We start from the raw sequence: 26,737 nt of genomic DNA on the forward strand, positions 1-26,737 counted from the left end.
ATGACATACGAAGCCAAAGCGCCCGATAAAAAATCCGACTCCCTGGGCTTCCGCCCAAAACGCTTCTGGGGTGGCACAGCCACCATTGAAATAGACGGTGGCTTTGGCGTTGCCCTCGATGGCCGGCCGGTGAAGACGCCCAAGGGCAAGCTTCTGGTCCTGCCAGGCGTGGCTTTAGCGCAGCTGGTTGAAGCCGAATGGGCGGCGGTCGGTGAATATGTCGATTACGAAGCCATGCCCCTGACGCGCCTCAGCTTTGCTTCGGTCGATCGCATGGGCGAGGTGCTGGACGACACGATCACCGAGGTGCTGCGTTACGCCGAAACCGACCTGCTGTGCTATCCTACCGAATATCCGGCCGCCTTGCAGGCCCGCGAAGACGCCGCCTGGCTGCCAATCCTGACATGGGCCGATGAAGCGCTTGGCCTGCCGTTCATCCAGAACCGCACGATTGTTCACAAGCCACAACCGCCGGAAACCCTGGCCAGGATTCAATCATTGATTGTTGCCGCCACGCCTTACGAGCAAGCGGGGATCATGCTGGCCATTCCGTTGCTCGGTTCGGTGGTGCTGGCCCTGGCCCTGTGGCGCGGGCATCTGAGCGGCGAGGCGGCATTTCATGCCTCGCGCATCGGTGAAGACTTCCAGTCGGAAACCTGGGGTCGCGATGAGGAAGCCGCCAAGCGCGCCGCCAGCATGTTGATTCAGGCGCAAAGCCTGGAAATCTGGTTCAGGGCGCTGATTTAACTCTCCTCCCCTGCGTAGCGGGGGAGATGTCAGCGCGAGGCTCGAAGAGCCGGTGTCGCTGACGGAGGGGGCTTTCAGACGAGTCCCGCTTGTTTCCGGCGCTTGCCAAGCTGGCCAGTCAGCCACAGAAAGAACATGTGGTAGTCGCCGGCGAAGGACCACAGCGGATATTTGAAAGTGGCCGGGCGGTTATGCTCGATAAAGAAATGCCCGATCCAGGCACAGCCATAGCCGGCGATCAGGCCCGCCAGAATCCATAAAAGATTGCTGGTCCATACGGTCAGGATCAAGGCCACGATCCCGAACGCCGAGCCGAGATAATGCACGGCGCGCGTGGCGGGCAGGTTGTGTTCGCTCAGGTAAAAATCGAAAAAGGCGGAATAGGTTTTATAACGTTCGGCCATGATCTCATCTCCTTCGCCCATCTTACCACGATTTAAGATTTCAGGCTTATTCCCCCTTTTTGAACGGCGAAGCCTCTTCGGCCAGCATCTGCATTTGCTCCACGACAGCCTCGCGTTCGCGGGTCAGATAGGCTTCCACAGGCGCGCGCAGGCGTTGGTCGCGGATATAGTGCGCCGAATAGACCGGATTGGGCAGGTAGCCGCGTGACAGCTTGTGTTCGCCCTGCGTGCCAGCCTCAACGCGCTTCAGACCGCGGGCAATAGCGAAATCGATGGCCTGATAGTAGCAGACCTCGAAATGCAGAAAGGGGATGTCTATCAGTGTGCCCCATTGCCGGCCGTAAAGCGTGTCACCGCCAATAAAATTGATGGCCCCGGCCACCGCCTCATTGCCGTCATAGGCGAAGACCAGCGCCAGTTGATCGCGCATGGTCTCACGGATACGGCTGAAAAATTCCCGCGTCAGATAGGGGGCGCCCCACTTGCGGTCATAGGTGCTCTCGATAAAGGTGTACATCTGGTCGAGATGCGTCTCGGTGATTTCGTCCCCGACATGCCAGCGCAGATCAAGCCTTGACTGAACATCGCGCCGCTCGCGCCGGATGACCTTGCGCCGGTTGGAAGACAACTGCGCCAGGAAATCATCGAAACCGGCATAGCCATTATTGTCCCACCAGAACTGCTGGTCCTGGCGTTGCAGCATCCCCATCTCGCCCATCATTTTCCATTCGTCCTCGCGCGGAAAGGTGATGTGCAGGGAGGAGAGTTTGTTACTGTCGCATAGCGATATCGCCGCCTGCGCCAGGGCCTGCCGCACTTCGGGATCGGGCGAGATCAGACGGGCGCCGGTCACCGGCGTGAAGGGGATGGCGCCTTGCAGTTTGGGATAGTAATCGCCGCCGGCCTGTTCGTAAGCCCGCGCCCACGACTGGTCGAAGACATATTCGCCCATCGAATGGTATTTGACATAGAGCGGCATGACGCCGCGAATGATGCCGGCCTCATCGCTCAGACTCAAGTGAACCGGTTGCCAGCCACTGGCCTGGTCAACGCATCCCGTCGCTTCTAGTGCATCAAGATAAGCAAAAGATGTGAAGGGGTTATCGTTGTCTCTTAGCTCATTCCATGCGCTTTCGCCGATATCGCCGATGCGGTTATGGAGTTTGAGTGTAAGGGAGGCGGTCATGGGCCGAATATAGGGGCAATCCGCTCAAAACCTATACGCTTTCCTGCGGCGCATAACAGTTTTTGTCACGTGCAGGGCAAGTGGGGGAGAGGTAACCTGCCACTATAGTCGGAGCGCTTTCCCATGACCTTACGGCCTCTATTGTTTCTTCCCTTGCTGCTCACAGGCGCAATCGCCGCGCCGTCGCTGGCGCAAAACGATTACAACGATCAGAACCGGGAACGTGAGCACCGCCAGCAGGTTCAGCGCGACACGGATAACCATTATGACTCTCTGGCGGCCGATAACCGGGCGCGACTGGAAGCCGAAGCTCAGCAGGCCGAACGCGAGCGCTGGGCCGATTCCTATAGCTCAGGCCCGCAGGTCGAGGATACACCGGGGCAACGCATTGTGCGCGCCGCGCGTAATGGCGATCCGAAATCGATGTTCATCGTTTCCGCCAACTATTACGAAGGCGGCGACGATTTCGAGCCTGATCCGGCTAAGGGCCTTTTGTGGCTGCGCCGGTCGGCCGAGGCCGGCTATCCCGAGGCGCAGATGACCCTGGCGTCCCTGCTGGTTCAGGGGCAGGAAGTGCCACTGGATAAAACCGAAGCCGCTTACTGGGCGCGCCGGGCCGCCGATCAGGGCTTCGCCGCCGGCCATATGATGCTCGGCATGATGTTTGAGAACGGCGATGGCGTGGCGCAGGATATCGACCAGGCGCGCGCCCATTATCAGAAGGCGGCCGATGGCGGTTTCCCGCCGGCGCAGGCGCGACTGGACGCCCTCAACTAGACCCTGGCGGCGACCAAATCTTACCGGCGATCCGCCACTTCGATAAAGGCGTCGATTTCGACGGCGAATCCGAGCGGAATCTTGTACATGCCGACGGCTGAGCGGGCGTGCTTGCCGGCATCACCGAGCGCCGCCACCATCAGGTCGGAGCAGCCATTGATCACCTGCGGGATATTGTAGAAGTCCGGTCCGGCCTGCACGAAGGCGTTGAGCTTGATCACCCGCACCACATTATCGAGATCGTCACCGGCCGCGGCCTTCATCTGGGCCAGCAGGTTGATGGCGCACAGGCGGGCGGCCTCGACACCCTGTTCGACCGTGACGTCGACGCCGACCGTGCCCTTGATGCCGCCACCCGCGTCATTGGAGAGCTGGCCGGAGATGTGGACGTGATTCCCGGTGCGGACAAACGGCACATAGTTGGCGACGGGCGCGGTCGGGACGGGCAGGGTGATGCCCAGGGCGCGCAGACGGTCTTCACATTTCGACATGAGGGGAATCCTGCTATCATAAGGGTGTTGCGCCTGAAACCGACGCGGGCTGACGATAGCTATAACCGATTTACCTTCTGCTCGACCACCCCCATCTTTACCTTTTGTTACCTTCCCCTTCACCTGAGCTTAAGAGAGTCCGTGTAGTCTGGCGGTATCAAAAGCCGGACACGCAAAGCGACCGATTCGGCGAAAACGACTGATGGCTACGGGGTCAGAGAGCTGACATGTTTGAAGGTTTGGGTATGATACAAAAAAAAGTTCTCATTGTTGAGGACAACGAACTCAACATGAAGCTGTTTCACGACCTGCTCGATGCGCAGGGCTATGAAACCTTCCAGACCGGCGAAGGCCTGTCCGCGCTTACGCTTGCCCGCCAGCACCGCCCCGATTTGATCCTGATGGATATCCAGTTGCCTGAAATCTCTGGCCTCGAAGTCACCAAGTGGCTGAAAGAGGATGATGAACTGTCGCACATTCCGGTAGTGGCCGTGACGGCCTTCGCCATGAAAGGCGACGAGGAACGTATCCGCGAGGGCGGTTGCGAGGCCTATATTTCCAAGCCGATTTCCGTCACCCATTTCCTCGACACGGTTCGCCGCTATCTGGGCTAAGACATGACCGCGCGCGTCCTGATCGTTGACGACATCGCCGCCAATGTGCGCCTGCTCCAGGCCAAGCTGGAGGCTGACTATTACGAAGTCCTGACCGCCGCCGACGGCCATACGGCCATCGCCACTGCCATTGCCGAGCAGCCCGATATCATCCTGCTCGATGTCATGATGCCGGAGATCGACGGCTATGAGGTCTGCCGCCAGCTTAAAGAAAACGCCGAAACGCGCCATATCCCCATCATCCTGATCACGGCGCTCGATGGCCGTGAGGACCGTCTGTCGGGCCTGGAAGCCGGCGCCGACGACTTTCTCACCAAGCCGGTCGATGATGTGGTGCTGATGGCGCGCTTGCAGGCCCTGGTGCGCCTGAAGCAGATGGTCGATGACCTGCGCGCACGCGAATCGTCTTCCCGCCGCGCCGGCCTGATCGATCAGGAACTGTATGCGCGCCAGATTTCGGCCACCGGTAATGTGCTGATCCTCGACGACAATATCCGCCAGGCCGAACGCCTGATGGTGCAACTGGGCGAAGACCATCGCTGCGCCTATGAAACCGATCCGGCAAAGGCGCTGAAAATCGCCGCCGGCCGGGTCGATCTTGTCGTGCTCAATCTCACCGCCAAGGCGTTCGATCCCCTGCGCTGGGTGGCGCAACTGCGCACCCATGAAGCCACGCGCCAGCGGCCGGTCCTGGCCATCATCAATGCCGATGAGCGGAAAGTCATGCTCAAGGCGCTGGAACTGGGCGTCAATGACGTGGTGCCGCGCCCGGTCGATATGCTTGAACTGCGCGCCCGCGCCAAGACCCAGATCAAGCGCAAGCGCTATGGCGATTTCCTGCGCGATACGCTTGATCGGTCTCTGGAACTGGCGATCACCGATCCGCTGACCAACCTGAACAACCGCCGCTTCCTCGATCACCACCTCAATCTCGCCATGGCCCGGCATAACCGTGGGGCGGGGGAAGATGTTGTGTCGGTGCTGATGCTCGATATCGACTTCTTCAAGCGCGTCAACGACACCTACGGCCATGATGCCGGCGATGAGGTGATCCGCGAATTCGCCCGCCGCCTCAGCCTCAATGTCCGCGCCATCGACATGCCCTGTCGTTTCGGCGGCGAGGAGTTCGTGGTGCTGATGCCTGGTACCGATCAGGCAGATGCCCTGCATATCGCCGAGCGCGTCCGCTCACAGGTGGCCGATACGCCGTTTACGCTGGCCGATGGCCGCTCGCTCGATGTCACGGTATCGGTCGGTGTCGCGACCTCACGCGGTCTGGGCGATTCACCCGAAGGCCTGCTCAAACGGGCCGACGAGGGGGTTTACGAGGCCAAGCAGTCCGGCCGCAACCGCGTGATTGTTAAAGCGGCGGCTTAAGTCTGGACTTTCCCCTCTCTCCACATGTGGGGAGAGGGGATTTAGAGGCGACAATCCTGTATGTACCAAAAGCCAGACGCAAAAAAGCCGCGCCGAGTATAGGGGGAACTCAGGCGCGGCTTCCTTAAAAGCCCACCGGCGGGGGGATGCCGATGGACAAACGTGCAGAGGGCTGGATTACTTAATCTTGCCTTCTTTGAATTCGACGTGCTTGCGCACGACCGGATCGTACTTCTTCAGCACCATCTTTTCGGTCTTCGTGCGGGCGTTCTTCTTCGTCACGTAGAAGAAGCCGGTGTCCGCCGTCGAGTTCAGGCGGATCTTGATGGAGGCTGGCTTTGCCATGACTTAAAGTCCTTAAGGTTCGGGTGCGGACCAAAAACATCTGTCATGGAACGCAAATAAACGAGAGGGGCGGAAAATACTCACAGAACGTCATAAGTCAATGGACAAATGACCCTGACGGGCGTTTTTTCGCTGTAAGAGCGCCATAGACGCATTTTTGCCGTGAAGGTCAAGCTATCTGCCCTCAACTTCGCTGTTTTCGAGACAAAAACCATGAAACGATTCCTGACCGCTGGCCTCTTCGTCTCCGGACTGATTCTGGCAGGTTCCGCCTTCGCCGCCGATAAACCGACCGGCTACACGTCGCCGGCGCCGCTCAGCCTGAGTGCTTCGGCCGGCGAGACCAATACGGCGAAGTCCGATCCGCTGACCGATGTCACCCGCGTCGATCTCGTCGTGCGCCTGAAATGCGCCGATGACAATTGCGCTACGGCCGCTTTCGGCCTGTCGATCGATGACGAACAGGGTGAGGCGGCGGCCCTGACTTTTACCGCCACCGAGGACGGCAAGTTGCAGGCCAGGGTGACCAAGGTCGGCGGCACGGGCGAAGAGGCGGTTCAGGCCTATAAGATGTCCCCCAAGCCGGGCGATAGCTTCGACCTGCGTATCCATTGGAGCAACGGCAACCGCGTGACCTTCGATCTCTACGGCAGGAACCCGGTCACGGGCCTGGAAACGCTGGAAAGCCACGATATCCAGTTGGATGCCGGCATCAGGCAGCTCTCAATGCGCGCCTCCGGTGGTGATCTGACCCTGGAGAAGCAAAGTTATAGCTTCCGTTGAGTGAACCGAAGTGTATTCGCAGATTTTGCCGTATTTTCAAGCTCTATGCCGCGGTTATCAGGTAACCGGATAACCTGTCATGCGTTATCAGCCTTGTGATGTTTTTAGCACGCGCCACCTTACCTTTGCAGGCAGAAGCGCCAGGGTGTTCGCAACTCTTGCCTAAGTTGTCATTTAAGCGTTAATTATCGTTAATAAGGGTTTCCATGCAATGGAGACAGGCAAGTTGGCCTGTCGTGCGCTTCTTTTTGCAATGTTTGCCTAAAGCCGGCTTGGGGGGAAGGCTATGGCGAACAGGAAGCTGATCAAAGACAATTTCGATCTGAAACACCATGACGGATCGTTGGCTTTTGTCGATAAACTCAAGGGTGAGCCGACATGGCAACTCAATGAGTTGGGCATTTTTTTGGTTCTGAATGAGCCGGCTACGAATGCGGATAACGATCCGACTGGCGAAATTCATGAAATGATCCGCCTTCTCAAAGGCAGTGAATGGACCTGTTTTGAGGAACAGGTTCTGAAACCCTATTCAAGTCATAGCACCCCGGCGGCATCGCTAGCCGTCGGAGGCGCCGAGGCGCAGCGTCAGACCGTTATATCCGGTATTTCACCGGCGATAACGATTAAGCAGTCTTTGGCGAAACAGGCAGAGCAATTTCCGGATATAGTCGAATTCAGAACCTTTGGTGACAAAACCCTGCGCGAAGGCGCTTTCGCCTGGGCCTTGGGCATTATTCGCAATTATGGCGCTCTGCTTGACGAACGCGCCAACGCGGCAAGTCACAGCGAAAGGAAAATTTTAATCTGGCTCTGGTGGGGGCTGCTGGCCATATTTCTTTTAAGCAACCTCATGGATGCAGGGCCGCTGATGGCGCGGCTGCATAAGCATTGGGCAGATTTTCCATTGTTTCCGCAATGGTCATCGATCGCCATTATCCTTTTGCGTGGCTTTGCGGTCTTTTTGACCATGATCCTTGCCGGCGGCATTTGTTTGCTCATCCGGCACTATCATTTTCATGCGGTCAACAAATTCAAAAAGGCGCTTACAACCTTTGAAAATATCACTCACCAATCGAGCCTGCACATCGGCGCGGTTATGAAGGTGCGCCGGGAGAAGCTCGATCATCTGCATGATGATCTTTGGGCGGCGGCTATCACATTCAAGGAGGTGCATTGGGGGGAAGGTCATAAACAGGAACACGCCACGAAATACAGGCTATGGACGCAGACACGAAGCAAGTGCATCCGTGCGGCGATGTGGGTTAATGGCCGGCGAAAAGGCCTGGATGATCTGCTGATTAACCTGCACAACTATATCCTTATGGGCTATGCCGCCCAAACCGCGCGAGCCGAGTTCAAGGCGCATTTCACGAGCACGCCCTGGGAACCGAAGGAAGGGCGGTGGAAATTATTTCGCCAGCATTCGGTCGTTCATCTGTGGGGCGATTGGGGCAGGGACAAGGTAATTTTCATCAAATACCGAGCATGGTCACGTCTGTGCCGGATTTTATGGGTTCTTCTGGCGGCATCGGTGGCGGCCGGTTTTTCGATCTGGCTATTCGTTCTGCGCTATCGCTACGATGCGGCGGCCATATCACAGTCATGGTTTGCTGAATTGGCCTGGGTGCTCTTAGGCCTGAAACTGGCCGCCCTTGCCGTTCCCATCCTGTATGGCGTAAAACAGATATATAGTCTGGCCGCCAGGCTGGAGGCGCCGGATGAACCGAAACTTATCATCGAGAACCTCAAGGGCGCCATGCCGGACGAAAGATACACGGCCTTGCAGGTTCTGGAGAAGGCGGTGACGGAGCTTGTCGAGCATGACGCCAACCGCCTGTTGACGGAAGAGGACAAACACCACTGATAAGCCCTACCTTTTCTTTTTCTTCTTCGCGTTCTTGGCGCCTTGCGGGATGAACCCCTTGGGACGGCCGCCGGTTTTCGGACCGGGCTTGCCGGTTCTCGGTTGAAAGGCCTGACCCGTGCGCGCCCGAACACCCAGACGGGCGCGCGGCGCGTACGGATCGGCCGCTTCGGGTTCGCTCAGCATCTTGAAGACCAGCCCGCCGGTGATCGGCATGGCCTCCATCAGTTCGACCTCGATATTTGTTCCCAAACGCCAGCGTTCGCCTGAGCGCTGACCGATCAGGGCGTGCTGCACGTCATCATGGACAAAATAGTCATTGCCCAGGGACGACACGGGGATGATGCCGTCGGCGCCGGTCTCACTCAGCTTCACGAACAGGCCAAAGCGCGTCACCCCAACGATGCGGCCCTGGAAGGTAGCGCCGACCTTGTCCTGTAAAAACGCCGCGATATAGCGTTCGATGGCCTCGCGCTCGGCCTTCATCGAGCGGCGCTCGGTCTCGGTGATATGCTCGGCGGTGTCCTTCAGCGTCTTGATCTCGTAATCGGTCAGGCCGTCATCACCCAGCTTGAGGGCGCGGATCAGTCCGCGGTGGACCACAAGGTCGGCATAACGGCGGATCGGCGAGGTGAAGTGGGCATAGTTGTCGAGATTAAGCCCGAAGTGGCCGTAGTTCTCCGGCGAATAGTGCGCCTGCATCTGGGTGCGCAGCACCACCTCGTTGATGATCTCGGCGTGCGGACCATCCTTCTGGCCATCGAGCAGGGCGTTGAAACGCTCGGTACGCGGCGGTTCACCCTTGGTCCACGGCAGGCCGAGCGTGGCGAGGAAGTCAGCCAGATTGCCGATCTTCTCCAGCGACGGCGCTTCGTGGACGCGGAAGATCAGCGGGGTCTTGTGCTTTTCCAGGGTTTCAGCCGCCGAGACATTGGCCTGGATCATCATCTCTTCGATGAGCTGCATGGCGTCCAGACTGACGCGCGGCTCGATCTTGACCACCTTGCCGTCGGCGTCGAGCGTGATCTTGCGCTCCGGCGAATTGATATGCAGCGGCTGGCGGATATTGCGGCCGCGTGTCAGGCAGGCATGGGCCTCCCACAGCGGCTTGATCAGGGTTTCGACCAACGGGCCGGTCTTGTCGTCCGGATTGCCGTCGATGGCCGCCTGTGCCTGCTCGTAGCTCAGCTTGGCGGCAGACCGCATCAGCCCGCGTACGAACTTATGGCCGATCTTCTTGCCGGCGGCATTGAAAACCATGCGCACGGCCAGCGTCGCCCGGTTCTCGCTTTCCTGCAAGCTACACAGGCCTGACGACAGCACATGCGGCAGCATCGGCTCCACACGGTCGGGGAAATAGGTCGAATTGCCCTTGTCGCGCGCGTCCTTGTCGAGCGAGGAGCCGGGCGTCACATAGTGCGCCACATCGGCGATGGCGACCCAGACGATATAGCCGCCGGGATTGGCTTCGTCCTCGTCGCGGTGGGCGTAGACGGCGTCGTCGTGGTCCTTGGCGTCGGAAGGGTCGATGGTGATGAAGGGCAGGTCGCGCAGGTCGGTGCGCTTGCCGAGGCCGGGCGCTTTCGCCGATTTGGCTTCAAGCTCGGTATCGGCATTGAAGCCGATAGACAGGCCGTGGCTGTGGATCGACATGATCGAGGCGACCTTCGGCTCGTCCTCCTTGCCAATGACCTCGATCACCTTGGCGGGCTTCGGGCCATAGCGGGTGATGCCGCCAACCGGGGCCGCCACCACGACGTCACCATCCTCCAGCGCATCAAGGCCCTGTCCGGTGAGGATGTAGTTTTCCCTGGTCTTGCGGCTGACCGATTCCAGCCGGTATTCGGTCGCACCTTTGCGCTGGCGGCTGATCCGCACCACGCCAACCACCTTCGGCGCCCCCTGGTCGAGCACCTTGATCAGGTGCGCCACCCAGCCGTCCGAGGTTTTCTCGAAGCGGGCAAAAATACGGTCGCCGACGGCCGGCGGTGTCTGGACAGTGGTTTCCTTCAACGGGGCGAGGCGGGCCAGCGGCGCCTTCACCTTCTCGTCGGGTTTGCCCCACTGCACCCACAATTCGCCATCGATATCCGCCTCGACCACCTCGCAGACGCCGGTATCGGGCAGGGCGCCGACCGCGCCAAAGGTCTTGCGGCCGCGTTTGTCGAGATGGCCGGCTTCCGAGAGATATTTCAGGCGCTGGCGCAACAGCCGGCGGTCATCGCCCTTCAGGCCGAACTGTTTGGCCAGGTCACCGACATCCAGCTCGCGATTGGCGACCAGGGCGTCGAGCAGGGTCTGGTCGTCGGGCACACCCCTGGATACCTTGGTGACTGGAGATTTCGGCGGTTTGGCGGCGCGGGGCACGCGGGGGAATTTGCTCATGGCCATAATGTAAGGGAGACTCAACGCCTAGGCCATCCCCTGCACGACAAAATCCTTACGCGAAGGCGGCCGGCGGCTGGTCGGGCGGCAATTGCATCAGGGTGAACCAGTATTGTTCAATGCGCGACACGATATCGTCATAGGCTTCGGCATCCAGCGGCTTGGTGATGTAGCCATTGGCATGGCGGTCGTAGCTGGCGGTCACGTCCATGTCGGCGCTGGAACTGCTGAGCACGATCACCGGTATGCGTTTGAACTGCGGGTCTTCCTTGACCGTTTGCAGGAAGTCCTGACCGTGCATGTGCGGCAAATTGAGATCGAGCAGGATCAGGTCAGGACGGGCGGCCTCGGCGTGCTCGCCTTCACGGCGCAGGATGCTCAGGCCCTTTTCGCCGGTCTCCGCCACCACGATATCACTGGCCAGGTTGGCGCGCTTGAAGGCCCGCCGGGTCAGCACCGCGTCGCCGCGATTGTCCTCAACCAGCAATACCTGCGCGGCGCGCGCCCTGTCTGCGATTCGGCTCATGCGACTCTCCGCCCCTGTACATTTTACGCAAATGTGTCGGCTATTTTCGGCAGGGTCGCAAGCGGTTTCCGTAAAGATTTAGTGCGTTCAAAATCAGGACTTACACTCCAGGTGCGCTTTGATGTAAACCTTGTTAAGAACGGGGAGGCGGCGGGGATATGGATCATGAGATGAGTGGCAATGGGTTCATACCGCAAGGTGCGAACTTCCTGTGGGAGCCGGGTCTTTTGTGGCTGCATGTCCTGTCGGACCTCGGCATAGCGCTCACCGCTTTCGGCATGGGGCTGGCCTTGCTGTATATCCGCACGAAGCGCCGCGACCTGGCCATGCGCAACCTGTACATCATATTCGCCATTCTGAGCGGGCTGACGGGCATACTGGCGCTGAGTGATATCTGGCTGATGTGGCGTGTCGATTATCTGGCGTTCGGTCTGTTCAGGCTGTTTTACGCCGCCGTTTCCGTGTGGTGCCTCATGGCGGTGCTGCTCACTGTGCCGCGCGCCCTGGCCCAGCCCAATACCAAACAACTCTCCCAGGCCAATGAGGCCTTGGAAACCCTGTACCGGCAGAGTGAGGAGAGCAGCCGCACCGTCGTGGATAATGTGCTCGACGGCATCATCACCATCGATGAGCATGACCGCATCCGCAGTTTCAACGCCGCCTGCGAAGACATGTTTGGCTATCAGGCCAGCGAAGTGATCGGCCAGCCGATTTCGCTGCTGATGCCCGATCCGACCTACAGCGAACATGAACGATACGTCAGCGAATATCTGCCGATCGACGCTGGCGCGCGCGAGGTCCAGGCGCGGCGCAAGGACGGCGACATGTTTTCGGCCGATCTTTCGGTCAGCGCCTTCGAGATTGATGGCAAGCCGCACTATACCGGTATCATCCGCGATATCACCCGCGCCAAGCAGGCCGAGGCGGCGCGGCAGGCCCTGTTGCGGCGCCTGACCGATTCGAATACCGAACTGGAGCGCTTCGCCTATGTCGCTTCGCACGACATGCAGGAACCCCTGCGCATGGTGCTCAATTTCAGCCAGATCGTCGCCAAGGACTATGCCGACAAGCTTGACGACGAAGGCCGGGAATACCTCAAGATCATCGGCGATTCGGCCGGGCGGATGCGCGACATGGTACAGGATTTGCTCGAATATGCCCGGCTCGACAAGGAAGGCGCGCGCTTCGGCCCCGTCGACCTGCGCACCGAACTGGCCCATGTGCTGGAAAACCTGCGCACCATGACGAAGGAAAGCCAGGCTGTCATCACCTATGACCGGCTGCCGGTCATCACCGGCAATGGCGTGCAACTGATGCGGCTTCTGCAAAACCTGATCGCCAACGCCATCAAATACCAGCAGCCAAAGCGCCTGCCGGTCATCCACGTCGGTTGCACGGACGAGGGCGAACACTGGCAGATATGTGTGCGCGATAACGGCATGGGCATAGAAAAAGCCTTTATCGAGCAGATATTCGAACCTTTCCGGCGGCTGCATAGCTGGGACGGCATCCAGGGCACCGGCCTTGGCCTGTCGGTCTGCCGGAAGATCGTCGAGACCCACGGCGGCCGTATCTGGGCGGTCTCGGAACCCGATGTCGGCAGTACTTTCTTTTTCACCATTCCGAAAATCCCCAAATCCGCGTAAACTATTCGCCTGGGAGCACAGACAATGGCCAATCTGCTTATTCGTGAGGGCCGCGCGGCCGAGATCATGCTGGTCGAGGACAATCGCGGTGACGCCATGCTGGCGGCGCGCGCCTTTCGTCAGGCCGAGATCGAGAACAACCTGACCGTGGCCGAAACCGGCGAGAAGGCCCTGGCCATGCTGCGACGCGAAGGCGAATATGCCTCAATGCGCCTGCCTGATCTCATCCTGCTTGATCTCAACCTGCCGATGATGAGCGGCAAGGACGTGCTGACGGCGATCAAGGGTGACGACGCCCTGCGCCACATACCGGTGATCATCCTGTCCAGTTCATCGGCGGCGCCGGATATTTCGGGCAGCTACGGGCTTCATGCAAACGCCTATATCGTCAAGCCGCTCAACCTGGAGAATTTCAGCGACGTGGTGCACTCGATCGAGCAGTTCTTCTTCATGCTGGCGGTGTTGCCGGTGGCGGATTAGGCTATTTCGAGATCAGCGAGGCGGCGATATTAATGGTCAGGGCCAGGACAGTGGCGTTGAAGAGATAGGCCGCCACGCAATGGATCAGGCCGATGCGGCGCATATTGGTGGTGGCGAAATCGACATCCGCCGTCTGGCCTGACGTGCCGATGACGAAGGCGAAATAGAGAAAATCCATATAGTGCGGCGCGTCGGTGCCCGGAAAGATCAGTACGGGCTGGCCCGAATTGCGCGGCTGTTCGGCATAATAGCCATGCGCATAGTGGAAGGCGAAGGCGATATGGATATAGGTCCATGAGGTGATCAGGGTCAGGCCGGAGAGGGCGATATGCCAGGCCTTGGCTGAATCGCTGACATTTTGCGTGGTCGCCAGTTCGCCGACAATCGCGACGAAACTTAAGGTCGCCGCCAGAATCGATATCAGCAGAATCACCCCTTCGCCGTCATCGTAGAGATGGGCATGGCTTTTCAGGCTCTCATGATCGGCGGTTATCATGGCGTGCAGGGCCAGGGCGACATAAAGGACGGTAAAGCTGTTCCAGGCGATCAGCGAGGCGGTGATACCGTTCATCTTCGTCAGGAACAGGCATCCGGCCAGAACAACAAGTCCAATAACGACTGACAGGATCAACTGGGGCTTCTGGCGCAGGTAGCGAATGACGTGGAGGTCGAAAAGACCGGTTTTAGCTGTGGTCATGTGACTCTTGTGCTTGTCAGTTGGCGGGCCTATGTTAGGCTCCCTGATCCGGCGTTTGTCAATTTTACCTTTCCAGGGAGGAACAGGGTCCGTTCATGGCGATCAGTTTTAAGCATGGTATCGATTTGCCGCAGTCCCCGCATGAGGTTTTCACACTTCTGGCTGATTATTCCAAGGTGCCGCTGTGGCTCAAGCGCTGTGAAGGCGTGGCCAAGCAGAGTTCCGGCCCGAACAAGGTGGGCGACAAGCTGCGCTATGCCTATTGCGAAAGCGGCCGCCACGGCCTGATGGACGGCGTGATCACCGCCTACGAACAGGATCGCCATATGGCCTATCGCTATTATGACAAGATGATGCAGGTCATTGTCGAATTCAGCATGGAGCCGAACGGCGAAGGGACGCGCCTGACCCATCATATCGACATCACGCCGCATTCGTTCATGGCCAAGCTGATGTCGCCGATGTTCAAGATGAAACTGCCGAAGCAGACGGTCCAGACCACGGAAAACATCCGCGCCCTGCTGGCGAAGGAATCCGTGAGGGCCTGAACATTAAAATTCGGCAATGTTTTTGCCCCGGCGCTCGACAAGCGCGCCAAAGGGGGCTTTAACACATACCAACTCGTAACAACTGACACAGGTTGGTCCATGTTCTTCAAATCCAAATTCACCGCCGCGCTGCTCGCCGGTTCGGTCTCGCTGATGGCGCTCTGTGGCGTTTCCCATGCCGCGCCCCTGACCTACAGTGAGATGATCAGGCTCGACCGCATCAACAGCTTCAAGCTCGATCCGACCGGTCGTTATGCCGTCCTCAGCATCCGCGTCACCGACATGGACAAGAACAAAGGCGTTAACTCGATCTGGCTGAAGGATCTGACCCAGCCGGCCAAACCGGAAATCAGGCTGGCGGTCTCCGAAGGCGGCGCGTCCAATGCGCAGTTTGGCCCGGATGGCGCGATCTATTTCATCTCCGGCCGCGGCGAGGGCGGCACCGACCAGGTGTGGAAGACCGACCTCAGCGGCGCCACCGCCACGCAGGTGACCAAGTTGCCGCTCGACGTCCAGGCCTACCAGATCACGCCGGACGGCAAGGGCATAGTTGTCGGCCTGGCTGTTTTCCCTGAGTGCAAGGGCAGCGAGATCGCCTGCACGGTCCAGAAGCAGACCGACCGCAAGGCCGACAAGTCTTCCGGCACGGTCTATGACAAGATCTTCGTCCGCCACTGGGACACCTGGGCCGATGGCACCCGCAACCACCTGTTCTACGTGCCGCTGGCCGGTGGCGACGCCGTGGCCCTGACCGACGGATATGACGGCGATGTCCCCTCCAAGCCCTATGGCGATGAAGGCGACTACACGATTTCGCCGGACTCGAAGACCGTCTGGTTCTCGGCGCGCGAAGCCGGCAAGTCCGAACCGTGGAGCACCAATTTCGACATCTACTCCGTGCCGGTCACCGGCGGCGCGCTCATCGATCATACGACGGAAAACAAGGCCTGGGACGGCACGCCGCGCGTCTCGCCCGATGGCAAGACCGTCGCCTACCTCGCCATGAAGCGTCCCGGTTTCGAGGCCGACCGCTTCGGCATCATGCTCATGGACGAATCCGGCAAGGCGCGTGAACTGGCCCCGGACTGGGATCGCTCGGTCGCCGGCATGCAGTGGTCGAAGGACGGCAAGAGCCTGCTGGTCGATGCCGATGATATGGGCAAGCACATCCTGTTCCGGGTCGATGTCAAGACTGGCAAGGTGACGCCGCTGACCAAGGGCGGCCATACCAGCGCTTACGCCGAAACTCCGCGCGGCATGGTCTTCCTGCAGGACAGCCTGAACCGGCCCTCGACCTTCTACCAGGCGAAACCGAAAGCCGCCTTCCTCGATGACGGCGCGGCCAACCTGACCAAATTCGATGCTGTGCTGGGTGGCCTGACCACCGGCCAGTACGAGCAGTTCAGCTTCAAGGGCTGGAATAATGAAGACGTCCACGGCTATGTCATCAAGCCGGTCGGCTATGAAGAGGGCAAGGCCTATCCGGTCGCCTTCCTGATCCACGGCGGGCCGCAAGGCTCGTTTGGCGACGGCTGGTCCTACCGCTGGAACCCGCAGACCTATGCCGGCGCTGGCTATGCGGTGGTGATGATCGATTTCCACGGCTCGACCGGCTACGGCCAGGCCTTTGAGGACGCCATCTCGCAGCATTGGGGCGACCGTCCGCTGGAAGACCTGCAAAAGGGCTGGGCCTTCGCCCTCGATAAATACAAGTTCCTCAACGGTGACAAGGCCTGTGCGCTCGGTGCGTCTTATGGCGGCTTCATGGTCAACTGGATCGCCGGCAACTGGAAGCAGCCGTGGAAGTGCCTGGTGACGCACGATGGCGTCTTCGACTCGCGTAACATGGGCTATTCCACCGAGGAACTGTGGTTCGAGGAATGGGAGCAGGGCGGCGTGGTCTATGACGACCCGGCCAAGTACGACACCTTCAATCCGGCGCTTCACGCTAAGGATTGGTCGGTGCCGATGCTGGTCATCCATTCCGACAAGGATTACCGTATCCCGGTCGAGCAGGGCATCGGCGTCTTCACCGCGCTCCAGCGCCAGGGTATCGAATCGGAATTCCTGCGCTTCCCGGATGAAAACCACTGGGTTCTGAAGCCGGCTAATTCGATCAAATGGCACGATACGGTGTTCAACTGGCTCGATACGCATATTGGCGACAAATCCGAAGGTGCGAAGTGATTTCGCGGCGGGGGATATTGATCGGAGGCGCGGTGGTTACGACCGTCGCGCTTGCCGGTTCTTTGGCCGGCTGCTCTGAAAAGGTCACGCAGGCGCTCGGGTTTGCTCAGCGCATGATTGAAATCCAGAAGCGCCACGGCGGCCGGGTCGGGGTTTCGGCGTTGACGGGCACCTCTACGGCCAATGCCGAAGCCAATGGCTCCCTCAGCATCCAGTCGACCGAGCGTTTCGCCATGTGCTCTACCTTCAAATGGGTGCTGGCGGCAGCCATCCTCCAGCAGGTCGGCCAGGGCAAGCTCAAGGTCACGGATCTCGTCAAATACGGCAAGAAAGACCTGCTCGAATATGCGCCGACCACGACGGCCAATGTCGCCAGGGGCCAGATGACCATCGGCGCCCTGTGCGCGGCGGCGGTTTCGCTCAGTGACAATACAGCGGCCAACCTCTTGCTGCCGCTGATCGGCGGCCCGGCCGGCCTGACCGCCTTTGTGCGCGGGCTTGGCGATACGGTGACGCGCTTTGACCGCACGGAGCCTTCGCTCAACACCAATATAGACGGCGATGAGAAGGATACCACGACGCCGGAAGCGATGAGTACATTGCTGCGAACGGTTTTTACCGGCACGGTGCTCAAGCCGGAAAGCCTGACGTTGCTCAAGGACTGGATGGTGGCCACGACCACCGGCAATGCCCGCATCCGCGCCGGTGTGCCACAGGGCGCGGTGGTAGCCCACAAGACCGGCACCGGTGAACACAATGCCACCAACGACGTCGGGGTTGTCTGGCTCCCCAATAAGCCGCCGGTCTTCCTGTCGATCTATACCTCCGGCGGTACACTCGATGCTGACGGCCGTAATTCGGTCATCGCCGATGTCACCAAGCTGGTTTTCGATACGCTGAGTTTTGTCGAAACGCTGGACAAGGCCGCCTCGGCTTAAAGCGCCTGCCGGTAAGTCTCGATGGCTGCCAGTTTGGCCTCGAACAGGGACCAGTCATCTTCGAGTGCGATCTGCGCCCAGATGGTTTCGATTTCGTCGATCAGCAGGGTTTCCGGATCGGGCTGTTTGAAGCGCAAGTGGTCGAGCTTTTCCGGCGCGGCAGGATCGTAGGTTTTCAGGATGTCGTGGAAGGCCGTGAAGGTTTCGCCGCTGTAGCTGACGGCGCGTGGACCGGAAAGGGCGCGTGTCTCGCTGATCCGGCCGCCGAACCAGTCGTAGAACAGGCCCTCGAAGCTGCCATCCGTGCGCAGGTCGGCGAGGAAGTCATAGAGGGCCATCACCAGAGGCGCATTGTCGGGCTTTGGCGAGATATTCAGCCGCTGGCAGATGGCCAGGCCGAGTTCGCGTTCATAGCGGTCATTGAAGGCGTTGAAGCTGGCGATCAGCGGGTCTGGCTCGGTGATCAGCGTCAGGCAACGCCCCAACTGGCCGAGGTTCCACAGCACGGCATCCGGCTGCCGGCCATAGGCGTAAAGGCCGGTCTGGTCGAAATAGGCGGCGGTGAAGGCCGGATCGTAATAAGGCAAAAAGCGGTAGGGGCCGTAATCGAAACTTTCGCCGGTAATGTTCATATTGTCGGTATTGAGGACGCCATGCACGAAGCCGGCGGCCATCCAGCTTGCGGCCAGTCTGGCGGCTTGCGTCACTACAGCGTCGAAAAGTGCGGTGGCGTCGGTGCAATCCGGATAGTAGTTGGCCAGGATAAAGGCGACCAGATCGCGCATTGTCTCGGCGTCATTGTGATAGGCCAGCCGCTCGAAGGTGCCGAAGCGGATATGGCTGTGGCTCAGGCGGACGAGTACCGAGGATCGCGTCGGCGAGGGTTCATCGCCGCGCATGAGTTGCTCGCCGGTCTCGATCAGCGAAAATGACTTTGAGGTCGGTACGCCCAGCGCTTCCAGCATAGCTGTGGCCAATACCTCGCGCACCCCGCCTTTCAGGGTCAGCTTGCCGTCGCCGCCGCGCGACCACGGCGTCTTGCCGGACCCCTTGGTGCCAAGGTCGAGCAGGCGGTCACGGTCATCGAGCAGTTGTGCGAACAGGAAACCGCGTCCGTCGCCAAGATCGGGATTGTAGTGGCGGAACTGGTGACCGTGATAACGCAGGGCCAGCGGGATCGGTTGGTTGTCGGGCAGGGGCTGGAAGCGGCCGAAATGGGCGATCCAGTCGGCGGCGGTCAAGCCTTCCAGACCAACGGTTTGCGCGGCGCGCTGATTGCGGTAGCGCAGGAGCGTCTGCGGGAAATCGGCGGCCGCCACGGCGTCATGCAGGGCGAGTTGGCTCTGTTCGAGCCGGGGGGCGGGGCGGTAATCAGCCATTGAAGCTGCAACTATTGACGCGGGTCCAGGATTTCAACTGATAGGCCTCGCCGAAGGGCTTGAAAATCTTTGTCATGATCAGGCGCGACGGTGCTTTGGCGATCTTGCTTTTTACACGCAAACAAAGTGCGTAGGTTTTGCCGTCGACCAGTTGCTGTTTGGCGACAACAATATCGATAAGCGTCACGGGACGTGTATTCACGGCAAAGTTGGCGGCAGCTATGACCCCGCGATCAACGACGGGCACAGCATTAAAACCGCCCAGGTTTTCAGGCTGGATGGGGATATCAAAAACTGTTTCTGCGCCAACGGCCGCTGGCAATACAAGATAAATTATCAGAGTCACCCGAAGGGCGGCTTTCATAATCAGTTGCATGTTTTCACGTCTTGCCATGAGGTCAGCTTGTAGCGTTTGTCGAGGTCGCGGAAAACCTTGGCGGCGACGAACTTGCCGCCGGTCAAAAGGCCGATCTTGTCCGCTTTCACGCTCAGGCACAGGCTGTAATTGACGCCGGCGACGATCTGCTGGCGGGCGGAGACGATCTTGTCCAGTCTGACCTTTTTCGGTGCGGCCGAAATGGCGAAATCAGCGGCGGCTTTAATATCCGGATCATCGACGGACGCCTTTTGGTAGCCACCGACGATCGGCAGGGGCGCTTCAACTGGCGTCTGGGCGCAGGCCACTGACGCCAGCATCAGCAGGGCGGGGGCGACGAGGGTAAGGCGCGGTAATATCATGGTGTTCAAATCCGGTTTCACTTGGCTATAGCAGGCGCGGCTGTTAGAAATCCATCATGAAAACACCGGCGCCCCCAAACACATCATTGAACAAATCCCTGCTTGAATTCCTCAAAACGGAGGCCGGTTCCGGCACGCTTCTGGCCATCTGCGCCGTGTTGGCCATAGTGTGGGCCAATTCCCCCTTCGCCGAAAGCTATTTCGCCTTCATCCACACCCATTTCACCCTGTCCATCCTTGGCTGGAGCCTCGATGAAAGCGTGCTCGAATGGACCAAGGAAGGCCTGATGGCCATCTTCTTCTTCGTCGTCGGGCTGGAAATTAAATACGAGATATTCCGTGGCGAACTCTCCAGTCCGCAAAAGCTGGCCCTACCGGTCATCGCGGCGATCGGCGGCATGGTGGTGCCGGCCGGGTTCTATGTCCTTATCAATCTCCTGCCGGGCGGTGATCTGCACGGCTGGTCAGTACCTATGGCGACCGATATCGCCTTCGCCCTGGCGATACTGGCTCTGGTGGGGAAGCGCCTGCCGTCCTCGCTGCGTGTGTTCCTGCTGACCCTGGCGATTGTCGATGATCTCGGCGCCGTCATGGTCATCGGCATATTCTACAGCCACGGTTTCCATGTCGGATATCTGGCGGCGATGGTGGCCTTACTGGCGATCATGGCGGTGGTGAAATTCGTCATCCGGTCGTCTGTGGTCCTCTATATTCTCTATGCGATCCTGTTCGTGCTGATCTGGGCGATGAGCATAAAATCCGGCCTCGGCCCGTCGCTGGTCGCCGTCATGGCCGCTTTCTGCGTCACGCTCGATCCGGCGAAAAACGGCGAACCGGTGCTGAAAGAGGTGCTGCATCATGTGCACCCCTATGTCGCCTTCCTCATCCTGCCCTTTTTCGCCTTCACCGCCTCCGGCTTCTCGCTGGCCGGCGCCGGCTGGCACAGCCTGAGCGATCCGCGCTTTCTGGGCGTGACCCTCGGCCTGTTCGCCGGCAAGCAACTGGGTATCTTTTTCGCCGCCTGGCTGGCCGTGCGGATGAAGTTCGCCGCCATGCCAGAGGGCGCGACGGCTTATCAGCTTTATGGCGTCTGCCTGCTGTGCGGCATTGGCTTCACCATGAGCCTGTACCTGGGCGCGCTGGCTTTCCCGGCGGGTGATGAAGCGGCGCAGATCGCGGTCAAGTCAGGCGTGGTGCTGGGTTCGCTGCTGTCCGGCGGGCTTGGCGCGCTGTGGCTATCGCGGAAGACAGTTTAAAGCCGCAGCTTGCCCGTGGTGATATCTTCGATCAGTTCTGTCGTCAGCGGCACGTAATCCTCGCCGTGGCAGACGAAGATCGGGTCGGTCGTCGCGGTGATATCGTAACCCACCTTGATCAGGTCCATCTTCTTATACTTGAAGGTGCCGGTGGTTTCGGTATCGTGCAGCATCCGCACGAAACGTGGCCGCGCCCATATCGGCAGCTTTGAGTCGATGTAGTTCTTGAACACCTTCAGGTCAAAGCCTTCGCGCGCGATGATCGCCGCCATGCCGGCCTTGCCGTCGTGGTTCGGCACCGGTACGCCGTAGATGATGGCCTCCTCGACGCCGGGGGCTGCCGCTGAATATTCGGCCACTTCCGAGGTCGAGACGTTTTCGCCCTTCCAGCGGAAGGTGTCGCCGATGCGGTCGATGAAATAGAGATAGCCGGCCTTGTCCTGCTTCATCAGGTCGCCGGTGCGGAACCACTGGTCGCCTTTTTTGAAGACGTCGGTCAGCACCTTTTTCTGCGAGGCGGCCTTGTCGGCATAGCCGGTATAGGAATGGCGGGCGTCATGGGCGATCTGTCCGATGGCTTCGCCGATCTCCCCCGGCTTACATTCGTAGCACAGGCCATTGGACTGGCGATCAGGCATCTCGCTCTCGACATCAAAGCGCACCAGCCGGACATTGAAGCTCTTCTTGAGCAGCTTCGGCACGCGGGCGATGGCGCCGGAATGGCCGTCGAGGTTGAACAGCGACACATTACCTTCGGTCGAGCCGTAGAACTCCATCACCTCTTTGATGCGGAAGCGGGACTTGAAATGATCCCAGACTTCCGGCCGCATACCATTACCGAAGGCCATGCGCACCTTGTGCTTCGTCTCGTCTTCCGGATTGGGCGCCGGCGGCGAATTGACCAGATAGCGGCACAGCTCGCCGATATAGACGATATGGGTGATCCCTTCGCCACGGACATCGCTCCAGAACTGGCTGGCGGAAAACTTGCGTTTCAGCACCACGGCACCGCCATTGAGCAGGGCGGCGCCGACGCCGCACAGACCGCCCGTGGCATGATAAAGCGGCAAAACGCAGTAGAGCTTGTCGTCGGGCTTCATCTGGGTCAGACCGGCGAAGGCCTTCATGTAGAGCTGGGCGCGGGCGTTGGAAATCTTGGCCGCCTTGGGCAGGCCGGTGGTGCCTGACGTGTAGATGTAAAGGGCGATGGTATGGGCGGTAAGCGAACTGCGGAAGGCGCGATCGGGCCGGACGCTGGAAACGCCCTTGAGCGCGGTATCGAGGCTGCGGCAGTTCTCGGTTTCGCTTTCGCGCGGCAGATCAAGCACCCACAGGGCCTGGTGGCGCTCGATCTGGCTTTCGACCGCCTGGAAGGCGTCGCGCGTCGTCTGGTCGACGATGGTCAGGCTGGCCACCGAGATATTGAGGCAGTGCGCCAGGCCTGTGCCGGACAGCGAATTATTGATCAGGGCGGTGATGACGCCGATCTTGTTGAAGCCGATCCAGATAGCGAGGTAGTCGAGCCGGTTTGGCAGGAACAGGGCCACGGTATCGCCGGGCTTGAGGCCGCGCTGGCGGCCCCAGTGGGCATAGCGGTTGGCGGCAGTGTCAAGCTGCTGATAGGTGAGGGATTTTCCCTCGAACTTGACGGCCAGATTGTTCGGCCATTTGGTGGCGGCCGCTTCGAAATCGTCGCAGACCAGATCGTGCGAATCCGGGTTGACCGGCTTGACCCACTTCAAAATGCGCAGCAGGCGCTTCATGAAGATGAAATCACGCTTGATATTGGCGGCGAGACCCATGCGCTTAAACTCCCGGCAGATACGGCTATATGCCGTTTACTATGAGCGTAAGGTATAGCCGAATCGTTACCGGTAAAGCGCAAATTCGTGTCAGGCGCTATTTTCTCTGACGCAGCCGTAACGGAACTCAGGTATAATGTGTCATGCAAATACCATAATGTTCCTGATATTCGGCGCCAATAGCCAATTCACGCATGGAGTCTCATATGTTTTCGTCCCTCAAGGTTTTCGCCCTGGCCGCCGGCGCCGTTTCGCTGATTGCGGGGGCTGTGGCGCCGATGACCGCCTCGGCGCAGAGCTATGACGGCTACTGCTACGTCAAGAAGGCGGACCTGGCCGGCAAGGACGCCGCCATCGGCGCGGCGGCTGGCGCCTTGGCCGGTGGCCTGCTCGGCAAGAAGGGCGACAAGACCAAGACGGCCGTGATCGGCGCGGCGGTCGGCGGCGCGGCCGGCTATGTGGTCGGCAAGAATTCGCACGAAAAGATCCGCTGCCGTGGCGCGAACTATTATGTCTACACCAAGGGCTATTATGAGCCGAACCCGCGTGCCGATCACAAGGTCGTCTATTTCGAGGACCGCCCGGCGGGCATGAACTATTACTATATCTCGAAGGGCAAGGTGCTGCGCTACAAGCACCGCTAATACACCGGTAAGTTTATGTGCCTTTGGCCCCTTTTGCGGACACGCGGAAGGGGCTTTTTGTTTTGAAGTTTAAGGTCTCCCCCTCTTGGAGGGGGAGCTTGGAAATTGCGTCAGCAATTTTCAAGAGGGGGTAAAGGCCACAAGCGCTATATTCAACACTGGTTGTTACCCCTCCGTCGCGGACAAGCCGCGCACCTCCCCTCCAAGAGGGGAGGATCTATTTAAGGCGGCGTGGCGTTCAGTTCCATCAGCAGGTCGCGGCCGAGGCCGAAGGTTTGCGCCAGATTTTGATAGGGCGTGTCGCGGCCGGTGGTGGCGGTGGGTTTCGCGGGTCGCTTGGCCGGGGCGGGTGTCTCGCCGCGATCCATGGCGTCGAGCAGGGCTTCCATATCGTCCAGGGCGGCATCGAGCGTGGCGCCGTCGCTGTCTTCGGCGGGCATATCACCAGCGTCGATCTCGTCATCGTCATAGCTATAGACGAACGGGGCTTCCGTTTCGGGCGCGCGAACGGGGGCGGCCGGACGGATGGAGAGTGCCGTGGTTTGCCGGTGTCCGGCGGGTGTGTGCGCCTTGACCTTGGTGAACAACTGGACCGTGACGCGATCGGCGGTGCCGAGGCAGCGCATGGCGCGGTCGCCTTCCAGCCAGGATTGCGGCTTGGGCAGGGTCTTGATGGTCTCCATGATATCGTCGGACAAAGCGCGCAACGCCGCCCGCCGCTGTTCAAGCGGCGAGAGGTTGGTGGCGATGTCGTTCCTCATGTCCATGCGGATATGATGCGGGCGTTTTCAGGAGCGTGGATAAGATTGGTTTTCTCCTCCCCTGATTTATCGGGGGAGGTGTCGAGCAAGCGAAGCGCGTCGAGACGGAGGGGGCCTCTTACGGATGGGGTTAAGCCCCCTCCGTCAGCGACACCGGCTCTGCGAGCCTCGCGCTGCCACCTCCCCCGCTTCGCAAGGGAGGAGGAAGGGTTATGACAACGCTTTTCTCAGGTCGGACATAGTTGCTATCAGCATCATGTCGTCGGCTGGGGAGCGGATAAAGTGGTAGCGCTCGTAAAAGGCGCGGGCCTCTTCCGAAAGCGCATGTATCAGCATGGCCCGGATACCCAGGGTCTCGGAAGCGGTCAGGGTGCGACGAATGGCGTCGATGAGCAGCGCGCCGCCGAGGCCCATTTTCCGGGCAGACAGGTCGGTTGCCAGGCGTCCCAGAATGGCGGCAGGCACCGGATCGGGGATATTGCGGCGTATCTTGCCGGGTGCCTGGGCGTGCATGATCGAACCGACGGTCAAGGCATAATAACCGACCACGCGGTTTTCGCGGCTGACGACAAATGTGCGGGAGGTGCCTAGCGCTTCATTGGACAGGGCGCGTTGCTTGAGCCAGAGATTGAGTTCGGGAACGCCGCAATCGAAGTCGGATATATCGAATGCGAGGGATAGCGGCCTGGGTGGCTCAAGGCTCGGCATCAGCCGTCCCAGGGCGCCTTGCGCGCCGCCAGTTCACGTAAGTTAGGCATGTCGCGCGGCGGGGCGTCGAGCAGGCGGTTGAACTCGGCCCACTGTTCGTCATTAAGCAGGAAGAGGCGGCGGTCGGCGAGGGTTTCTTCGGCGGCGGTCAGGCTCTGGTCGAGGACAAATTCGCTGACGGTTTTGTGGCGTGCCCTGGCCGCCTGTTCGAGCAGGCTCTTGGCTGCCGGCGTCATGCGCAGGTCAAGGCGGGCGGTTTTGGCGCGGGCATCATCGGGCATGGCGAAGCTCCTTTGTAAGGGAGTTTACTGTACGGATGATGTACGGTCAATGAAGTTGTGCATTCCATTTCATATAATGTCACCATAATTCAGCACATGATCTGTCTTAGATGGCAAGATAAGCCGACCCATTACTTGTTTTATTTCGGGGCGGACTTAAGCGGATTGTCATAAGGGACTTTCACACTTTGCAACCAAGGCTCCAATATATCAGCTTTGTTAGCGGGTGGATAAGTCACTTCGTCGACTTCATTCCAGAAAACAAACCGTAAAGTGTCCTTGTCCCGGATCAAAAGCCCTTTTTCAAACGAACCCACAATTCTGACATTGGATAGTGTTGTGCCCTTTACAATAGTAGCCGCTTGCCCTTGATCGTAATCAGACAGGGCTACATAGCTTGCCCACGCCGTAATTAACCAACAGCTTGAGCCAACCAGTAAGATGAAACCTATAAATCGGTTTTCTTTAAGTACGTACAGGAGCCCGAACGACGCGCCAATTAAGGCGCTGCTTGCACCGAGGTAAGAATATATCGAATAAATGGGATCTGCGGTCTGTGAGCTAATAGCCGGGCCGATAACCGCGCAAATTCCCAATATCGCCATCAGTCCCGTAAATATTCCTACGAGGACCTTTCTCGCACGAAGAATTTTCCTGCGAACATTGCGTGTCAGCAGCCAAAGGCGATAGGTCTTCCTAGAAATTCTGCTCTGTTCATAGTAAGGAGCGCCGATCAACCTTGCATTCAGTAGCGTGATTTTTTGGTGAATGCGAAACATTGCATGTATCGCCGTCAACTGCGGATGCAATGTCACATACATGATCGCGCCGATCGCGCCAACGCCACCGTAAAGAGGAGCAAGTCTGACGATTTCAGAGCTATAGTCTGAAACTGTAAGAGGCACCGCACGAATTGAAATTAGAAGGGCGGCGAAATAAGCGATTTCGTAAATTATGGCGCTTGCCACCAATACCGATAGTGCCGCAACAATTATGGCTTGAAATTTTTCAACCGGCCAAGACATCGGATGGGCCAAGTTTAGTTTAAATCTCCGCATTCGTACCCCTTGCTGCGATTAATATAAAACGACGCAATTCTCGCTTGTTGTGACACAAGTGGATAATACCATCTGAACAACTGTCGATCTACATTTTTGCTAGATGCCTTGCCTA

Annotated in this window: 28 protein-coding genes; 13 read left to right on the top strand and 15 right to left on the bottom strand. The window is 59.2% G+C overall.

Features of this window, described 5'->3' with window-relative positions; all coding sequences use genetic code 11:
- Complete coding sequence (locus tag VL130_RS12070; RefSeq protein WP_325363171.1) at positions 1-747, top strand: ATP12 family chaperone protein; 747 nt, start codon at positions 1-3, stop codon at positions 745-747.
- Between the two features lie 74 nt (positions 748-821).
- On the opposite strand, the gene VL130_RS12075 is transcribed toward VL130_RS12070, so the two are convergent.
- Together VL130_RS12075 and VL130_RS12080 are read right to left on the bottom strand one after the other, a co-directional pair.
- Positions 822-1,151 carry a DUF962 domain-containing protein gene (locus VL130_RS12075; protein ID WP_325363172.1) on the bottom strand — a complete coding sequence of 110 codons (330 nt, stop codon included), beginning with the start codon at positions 1,149-1,151 and terminating at the stop codon, positions 822-824.
- A gap of 46 nt (positions 1,152-1,197) precedes the next feature.
- Complete coding sequence (locus tag VL130_RS12080; protein ID WP_325363173.1) at positions 1,198-2,337, bottom strand: GNAT family N-acetyltransferase; 1,140 nt, start codon at positions 2,335-2,337, stop codon at positions 1,198-1,200.
- Positions 2,338-2,460: 123 nt separating this feature from the next.
- Here VL130_RS12080 and VL130_RS12085 point away from each other — a divergent pair, with 123 nt between their 5' ends.
- Complete coding sequence (locus tag VL130_RS12085) at positions 2,461-3,114, top strand: tetratricopeptide repeat protein (protein WP_325363174.1); 654 nt, start codon at positions 2,461-2,463, stop codon at positions 3,112-3,114.
- Positions 3,115-3,134: 20 nt separating this feature from the next.
- Here the strand turns inward: VL130_RS12085 and VL130_RS12090 are convergent, their stop codons facing one another.
- The gene (locus VL130_RS12090; RefSeq protein WP_325363175.1) at positions 3,135-3,605 is read right to left on the bottom strand and encodes a RidA family protein; all 471 of its coding nucleotides are present in this window, start codon (positions 3,603-3,605) and stop codon (positions 3,135-3,137) included.
- 248 nt (positions 3,606-3,853) lie between these two features.
- On the opposite strand from VL130_RS12090, the gene VL130_RS12095 reads away from it, so the two are divergent.
- Together VL130_RS12095 and VL130_RS12100 are read left to right on the top strand one after the other, a co-directional pair.
- A complete protein-coding gene (locus VL130_RS12095) occupies positions 3,854-4,219 on the top strand; it encodes a response regulator (RefSeq protein ID WP_325363414.1) in 366 nt (121 codons plus the stop codon).
- A gap of 3 nt (positions 4,220-4,222) precedes the next feature.
- Complete coding sequence (locus tag VL130_RS12100) at positions 4,223-5,596, top strand: PleD family two-component system response regulator (protein WP_325363176.1); 1,374 nt, start codon at positions 4,223-4,225, stop codon at positions 5,594-5,596.
- A gap of 177 nt (positions 5,597-5,773) precedes the next feature.
- On the opposite strand, the gene rpmG is transcribed toward VL130_RS12100, so the two are convergent.
- Positions 5,774-5,941, bottom strand: coding sequence for a 50S ribosomal protein L33 (gene rpmG / locus VL130_RS12105; protein WP_018079812.1), 168 nt, complete (start codon positions 5,939-5,941; stop codon positions 5,774-5,776).
- 213 nt (positions 5,942-6,154) lie between these two features.
- Between rpmG and VL130_RS12110 the strand changes: the two genes are divergently transcribed.
- Together VL130_RS12110 and VL130_RS12115 are read left to right on the top strand one after the other, a co-directional pair.
- On the top strand, positions 6,155-6,724 hold the full coding sequence (locus tag VL130_RS12110; RefSeq protein WP_325363177.1) for a hypothetical protein: 570 nt from the start codon (positions 6,155-6,157) through the stop codon (positions 6,722-6,724).
- Positions 6,725-7,010: 286 nt separating this feature from the next.
- The gene (locus VL130_RS12115) at positions 7,011-8,588 is read left to right on the top strand and encodes a hypothetical protein (RefSeq protein ID WP_325363178.1); all 1,578 of its coding nucleotides are present in this window, start codon (positions 7,011-7,013) and stop codon (positions 8,586-8,588) included.
- Positions 8,589-8,594: 6 nt separating this feature from the next.
- Here VL130_RS12115 and rnr read toward each other — a convergent pair whose 3' ends face one another.
- On the bottom strand, positions 8,595-10,979 hold the full coding sequence (rnr, locus tag VL130_RS12120) for a ribonuclease R (RefSeq protein ID WP_325363179.1): 2,385 nt from the start codon (positions 10,977-10,979) through the stop codon (positions 8,595-8,597).
- Positions 10,980-11,028: 49 nt separating this feature from the next.
- On the bottom strand, positions 11,029-11,499 hold the full coding sequence (locus VL130_RS12125) for a response regulator (protein WP_325363180.1): 471 nt from the start codon (positions 11,497-11,499) through the stop codon (positions 11,029-11,031).
- A 158-nt stretch (positions 11,500-11,657) separates the two neighbouring features.
- On the opposite strand from VL130_RS12125, the gene VL130_RS12130 reads away from it, so the two are divergent.
- Together VL130_RS12130 and VL130_RS12135 are read left to right on the top strand one after the other, a co-directional pair.
- Complete coding sequence (locus tag VL130_RS12130) at positions 11,658-13,145, top strand: sensor histidine kinase (RefSeq protein WP_325363181.1); 1,488 nt, start codon at positions 11,658-11,660, stop codon at positions 13,143-13,145.
- Positions 13,146-13,169: 24 nt separating this feature from the next.
- Complete coding sequence (locus VL130_RS12135) at positions 13,170-13,625, top strand: response regulator (RefSeq protein WP_325363182.1); 456 nt, start codon at positions 13,170-13,172, stop codon at positions 13,623-13,625.
- Position 13,626: 1 nt separating this feature from the next.
- Here VL130_RS12135 and VL130_RS12140 read toward each other — a convergent pair whose 3' ends face one another.
- Entirely contained in the window at positions 13,627-14,322 is a 696-nt protein-coding gene (locus VL130_RS12140; protein ID WP_325363183.1) for a DUF1345 domain-containing protein, read from the bottom strand.
- Between the two features lie 95 nt (positions 14,323-14,417).
- On the opposite strand from VL130_RS12140, the gene VL130_RS12145 reads away from it, so the two are divergent.
- From VL130_RS12145 to bla, 3 genes are all read left to right on the top strand, one after another.
- Positions 14,418-14,870: an SRPBCC family protein gene (locus VL130_RS12145; RefSeq protein WP_325363184.1), complete on the top strand. Its 453-nt coding sequence runs from the start codon at positions 14,418-14,420 to the stop codon at positions 14,868-14,870.
- Positions 14,871-14,969: 99 nt separating this feature from the next.
- Positions 14,970-17,057, top strand: coding sequence for a S9 family peptidase (locus VL130_RS12150; protein ID WP_325363185.1), 2,088 nt, complete (start codon positions 14,970-14,972; stop codon positions 17,055-17,057).
- A 32-nt stretch (positions 17,058-17,089) separates the two neighbouring features.
- Complete coding sequence (gene bla, locus VL130_RS12155; RefSeq protein WP_325363186.1) at positions 17,090-17,995, top strand: class A beta-lactamase; 906 nt, start codon at positions 17,090-17,092, stop codon at positions 17,993-17,995.
- On the opposite strand, the gene VL130_RS12160 is transcribed toward bla, so the two are convergent.
- The 3 genes from VL130_RS12160 to VL130_RS12170 are packed head-to-tail and all read right to left on the bottom strand — an operon-like array spanning position 17,992 to position 20,112.
- Positions 17,992-19,374 carry a protein adenylyltransferase SelO family protein gene (locus VL130_RS12160; RefSeq protein ID WP_325363187.1) on the bottom strand — a complete coding sequence of 461 codons (1,383 nt, stop codon included), beginning with the start codon at positions 19,372-19,374 and terminating at the stop codon, positions 17,992-17,994. The two genes, bla and VL130_RS12160, sit on opposite strands and share 4 nt — an antisense overlap.
- Positions 19,367-19,750: a hypothetical protein gene (locus VL130_RS12165; RefSeq protein ID WP_325363188.1), complete on the bottom strand. Its 384-nt coding sequence runs from the start codon at positions 19,748-19,750 to the stop codon at positions 19,367-19,369. Before VL130_RS12165 ends, VL130_RS12160 begins: the two co-directional genes overlap by 8 nt.
- On the bottom strand, positions 19,741-20,112 hold the full coding sequence (locus tag VL130_RS12170) for a cystatin domain-containing protein (RefSeq protein WP_325363189.1): 372 nt from the start codon (positions 20,110-20,112) through the stop codon (positions 19,741-19,743). Before VL130_RS12170 ends, VL130_RS12165 begins: the two co-directional genes overlap by 10 nt.
- A 56-nt stretch (positions 20,113-20,168) precedes the next feature.
- Between VL130_RS12170 and nhaA the strand changes: the two genes are divergently transcribed.
- The gene (nhaA, locus tag VL130_RS12175; RefSeq protein ID WP_325363190.1) at positions 20,169-21,368 is read left to right on the top strand and encodes a Na+/H+ antiporter NhaA; all 1,200 of its coding nucleotides are present in this window, start codon (positions 20,169-20,171) and stop codon (positions 21,366-21,368) included.
- Here the strand turns inward: nhaA and VL130_RS12180 are convergent.
- A complete protein-coding gene (locus VL130_RS12180; RefSeq protein WP_325363191.1) occupies positions 21,365-23,170 on the bottom strand; it encodes a long-chain-acyl-CoA synthetase in 1,806 nt (601 codons plus the stop codon). The genes nhaA and VL130_RS12180 overlap by 4 nt on opposite strands.
- Positions 23,171-23,376: 206 nt before the next feature.
- Between VL130_RS12180 and VL130_RS12185 the strand changes: the two genes are divergently transcribed.
- Entirely contained in the window at positions 23,377-23,814 is a 438-nt protein-coding gene (locus VL130_RS12185; RefSeq protein ID WP_325363192.1) for a glycine zipper domain-containing protein, read from the top strand.
- A 221-nt stretch (positions 23,815-24,035) separates the two neighbouring features.
- Here the strand turns inward: VL130_RS12185 and VL130_RS12190 are convergent, their stop codons facing one another.
- The 4 genes from VL130_RS12190 to VL130_RS12205 form a co-directional block, all read right to left on the bottom strand.
- Positions 24,036-24,581, bottom strand: coding sequence for a hypothetical protein (locus VL130_RS12190; RefSeq protein WP_325363193.1), 546 nt, complete (start codon positions 24,579-24,581; stop codon positions 24,036-24,038).
- 204 nt (positions 24,582-24,785) lie between these two features.
- Positions 24,786-25,283, bottom strand: coding sequence for a GNAT family N-acetyltransferase (locus VL130_RS12195; protein ID WP_325363194.1), 498 nt, complete (start codon positions 25,281-25,283; stop codon positions 24,786-24,788).
- Positions 25,283-25,564 (bottom strand): DUF1778 domain-containing protein, encoded by a 282-nt coding sequence (locus VL130_RS12200; RefSeq protein WP_325363195.1) that lies wholly within the window; start codon positions 25,562-25,564, stop codon positions 25,283-25,285. Before VL130_RS12200 ends, VL130_RS12195 begins: the two co-directional genes overlap by 1 nt.
- A 140-nt stretch (positions 25,565-25,704) precedes the next feature.
- Complete coding sequence (locus VL130_RS12205) at positions 25,705-26,622, bottom strand: hypothetical protein (protein WP_325363196.1); 918 nt, start codon at positions 26,620-26,622, stop codon at positions 25,705-25,707.
- Positions 26,623-26,737: the final 115 nt, after the last annotated feature.

The organism is Asticcacaulis sp. (assembly GCF_035497195.1).
Taxonomy (GTDB): Bacteria; Pseudomonadota; Alphaproteobacteria; order Caulobacterales; family Caulobacteraceae; genus Asticcacaulis.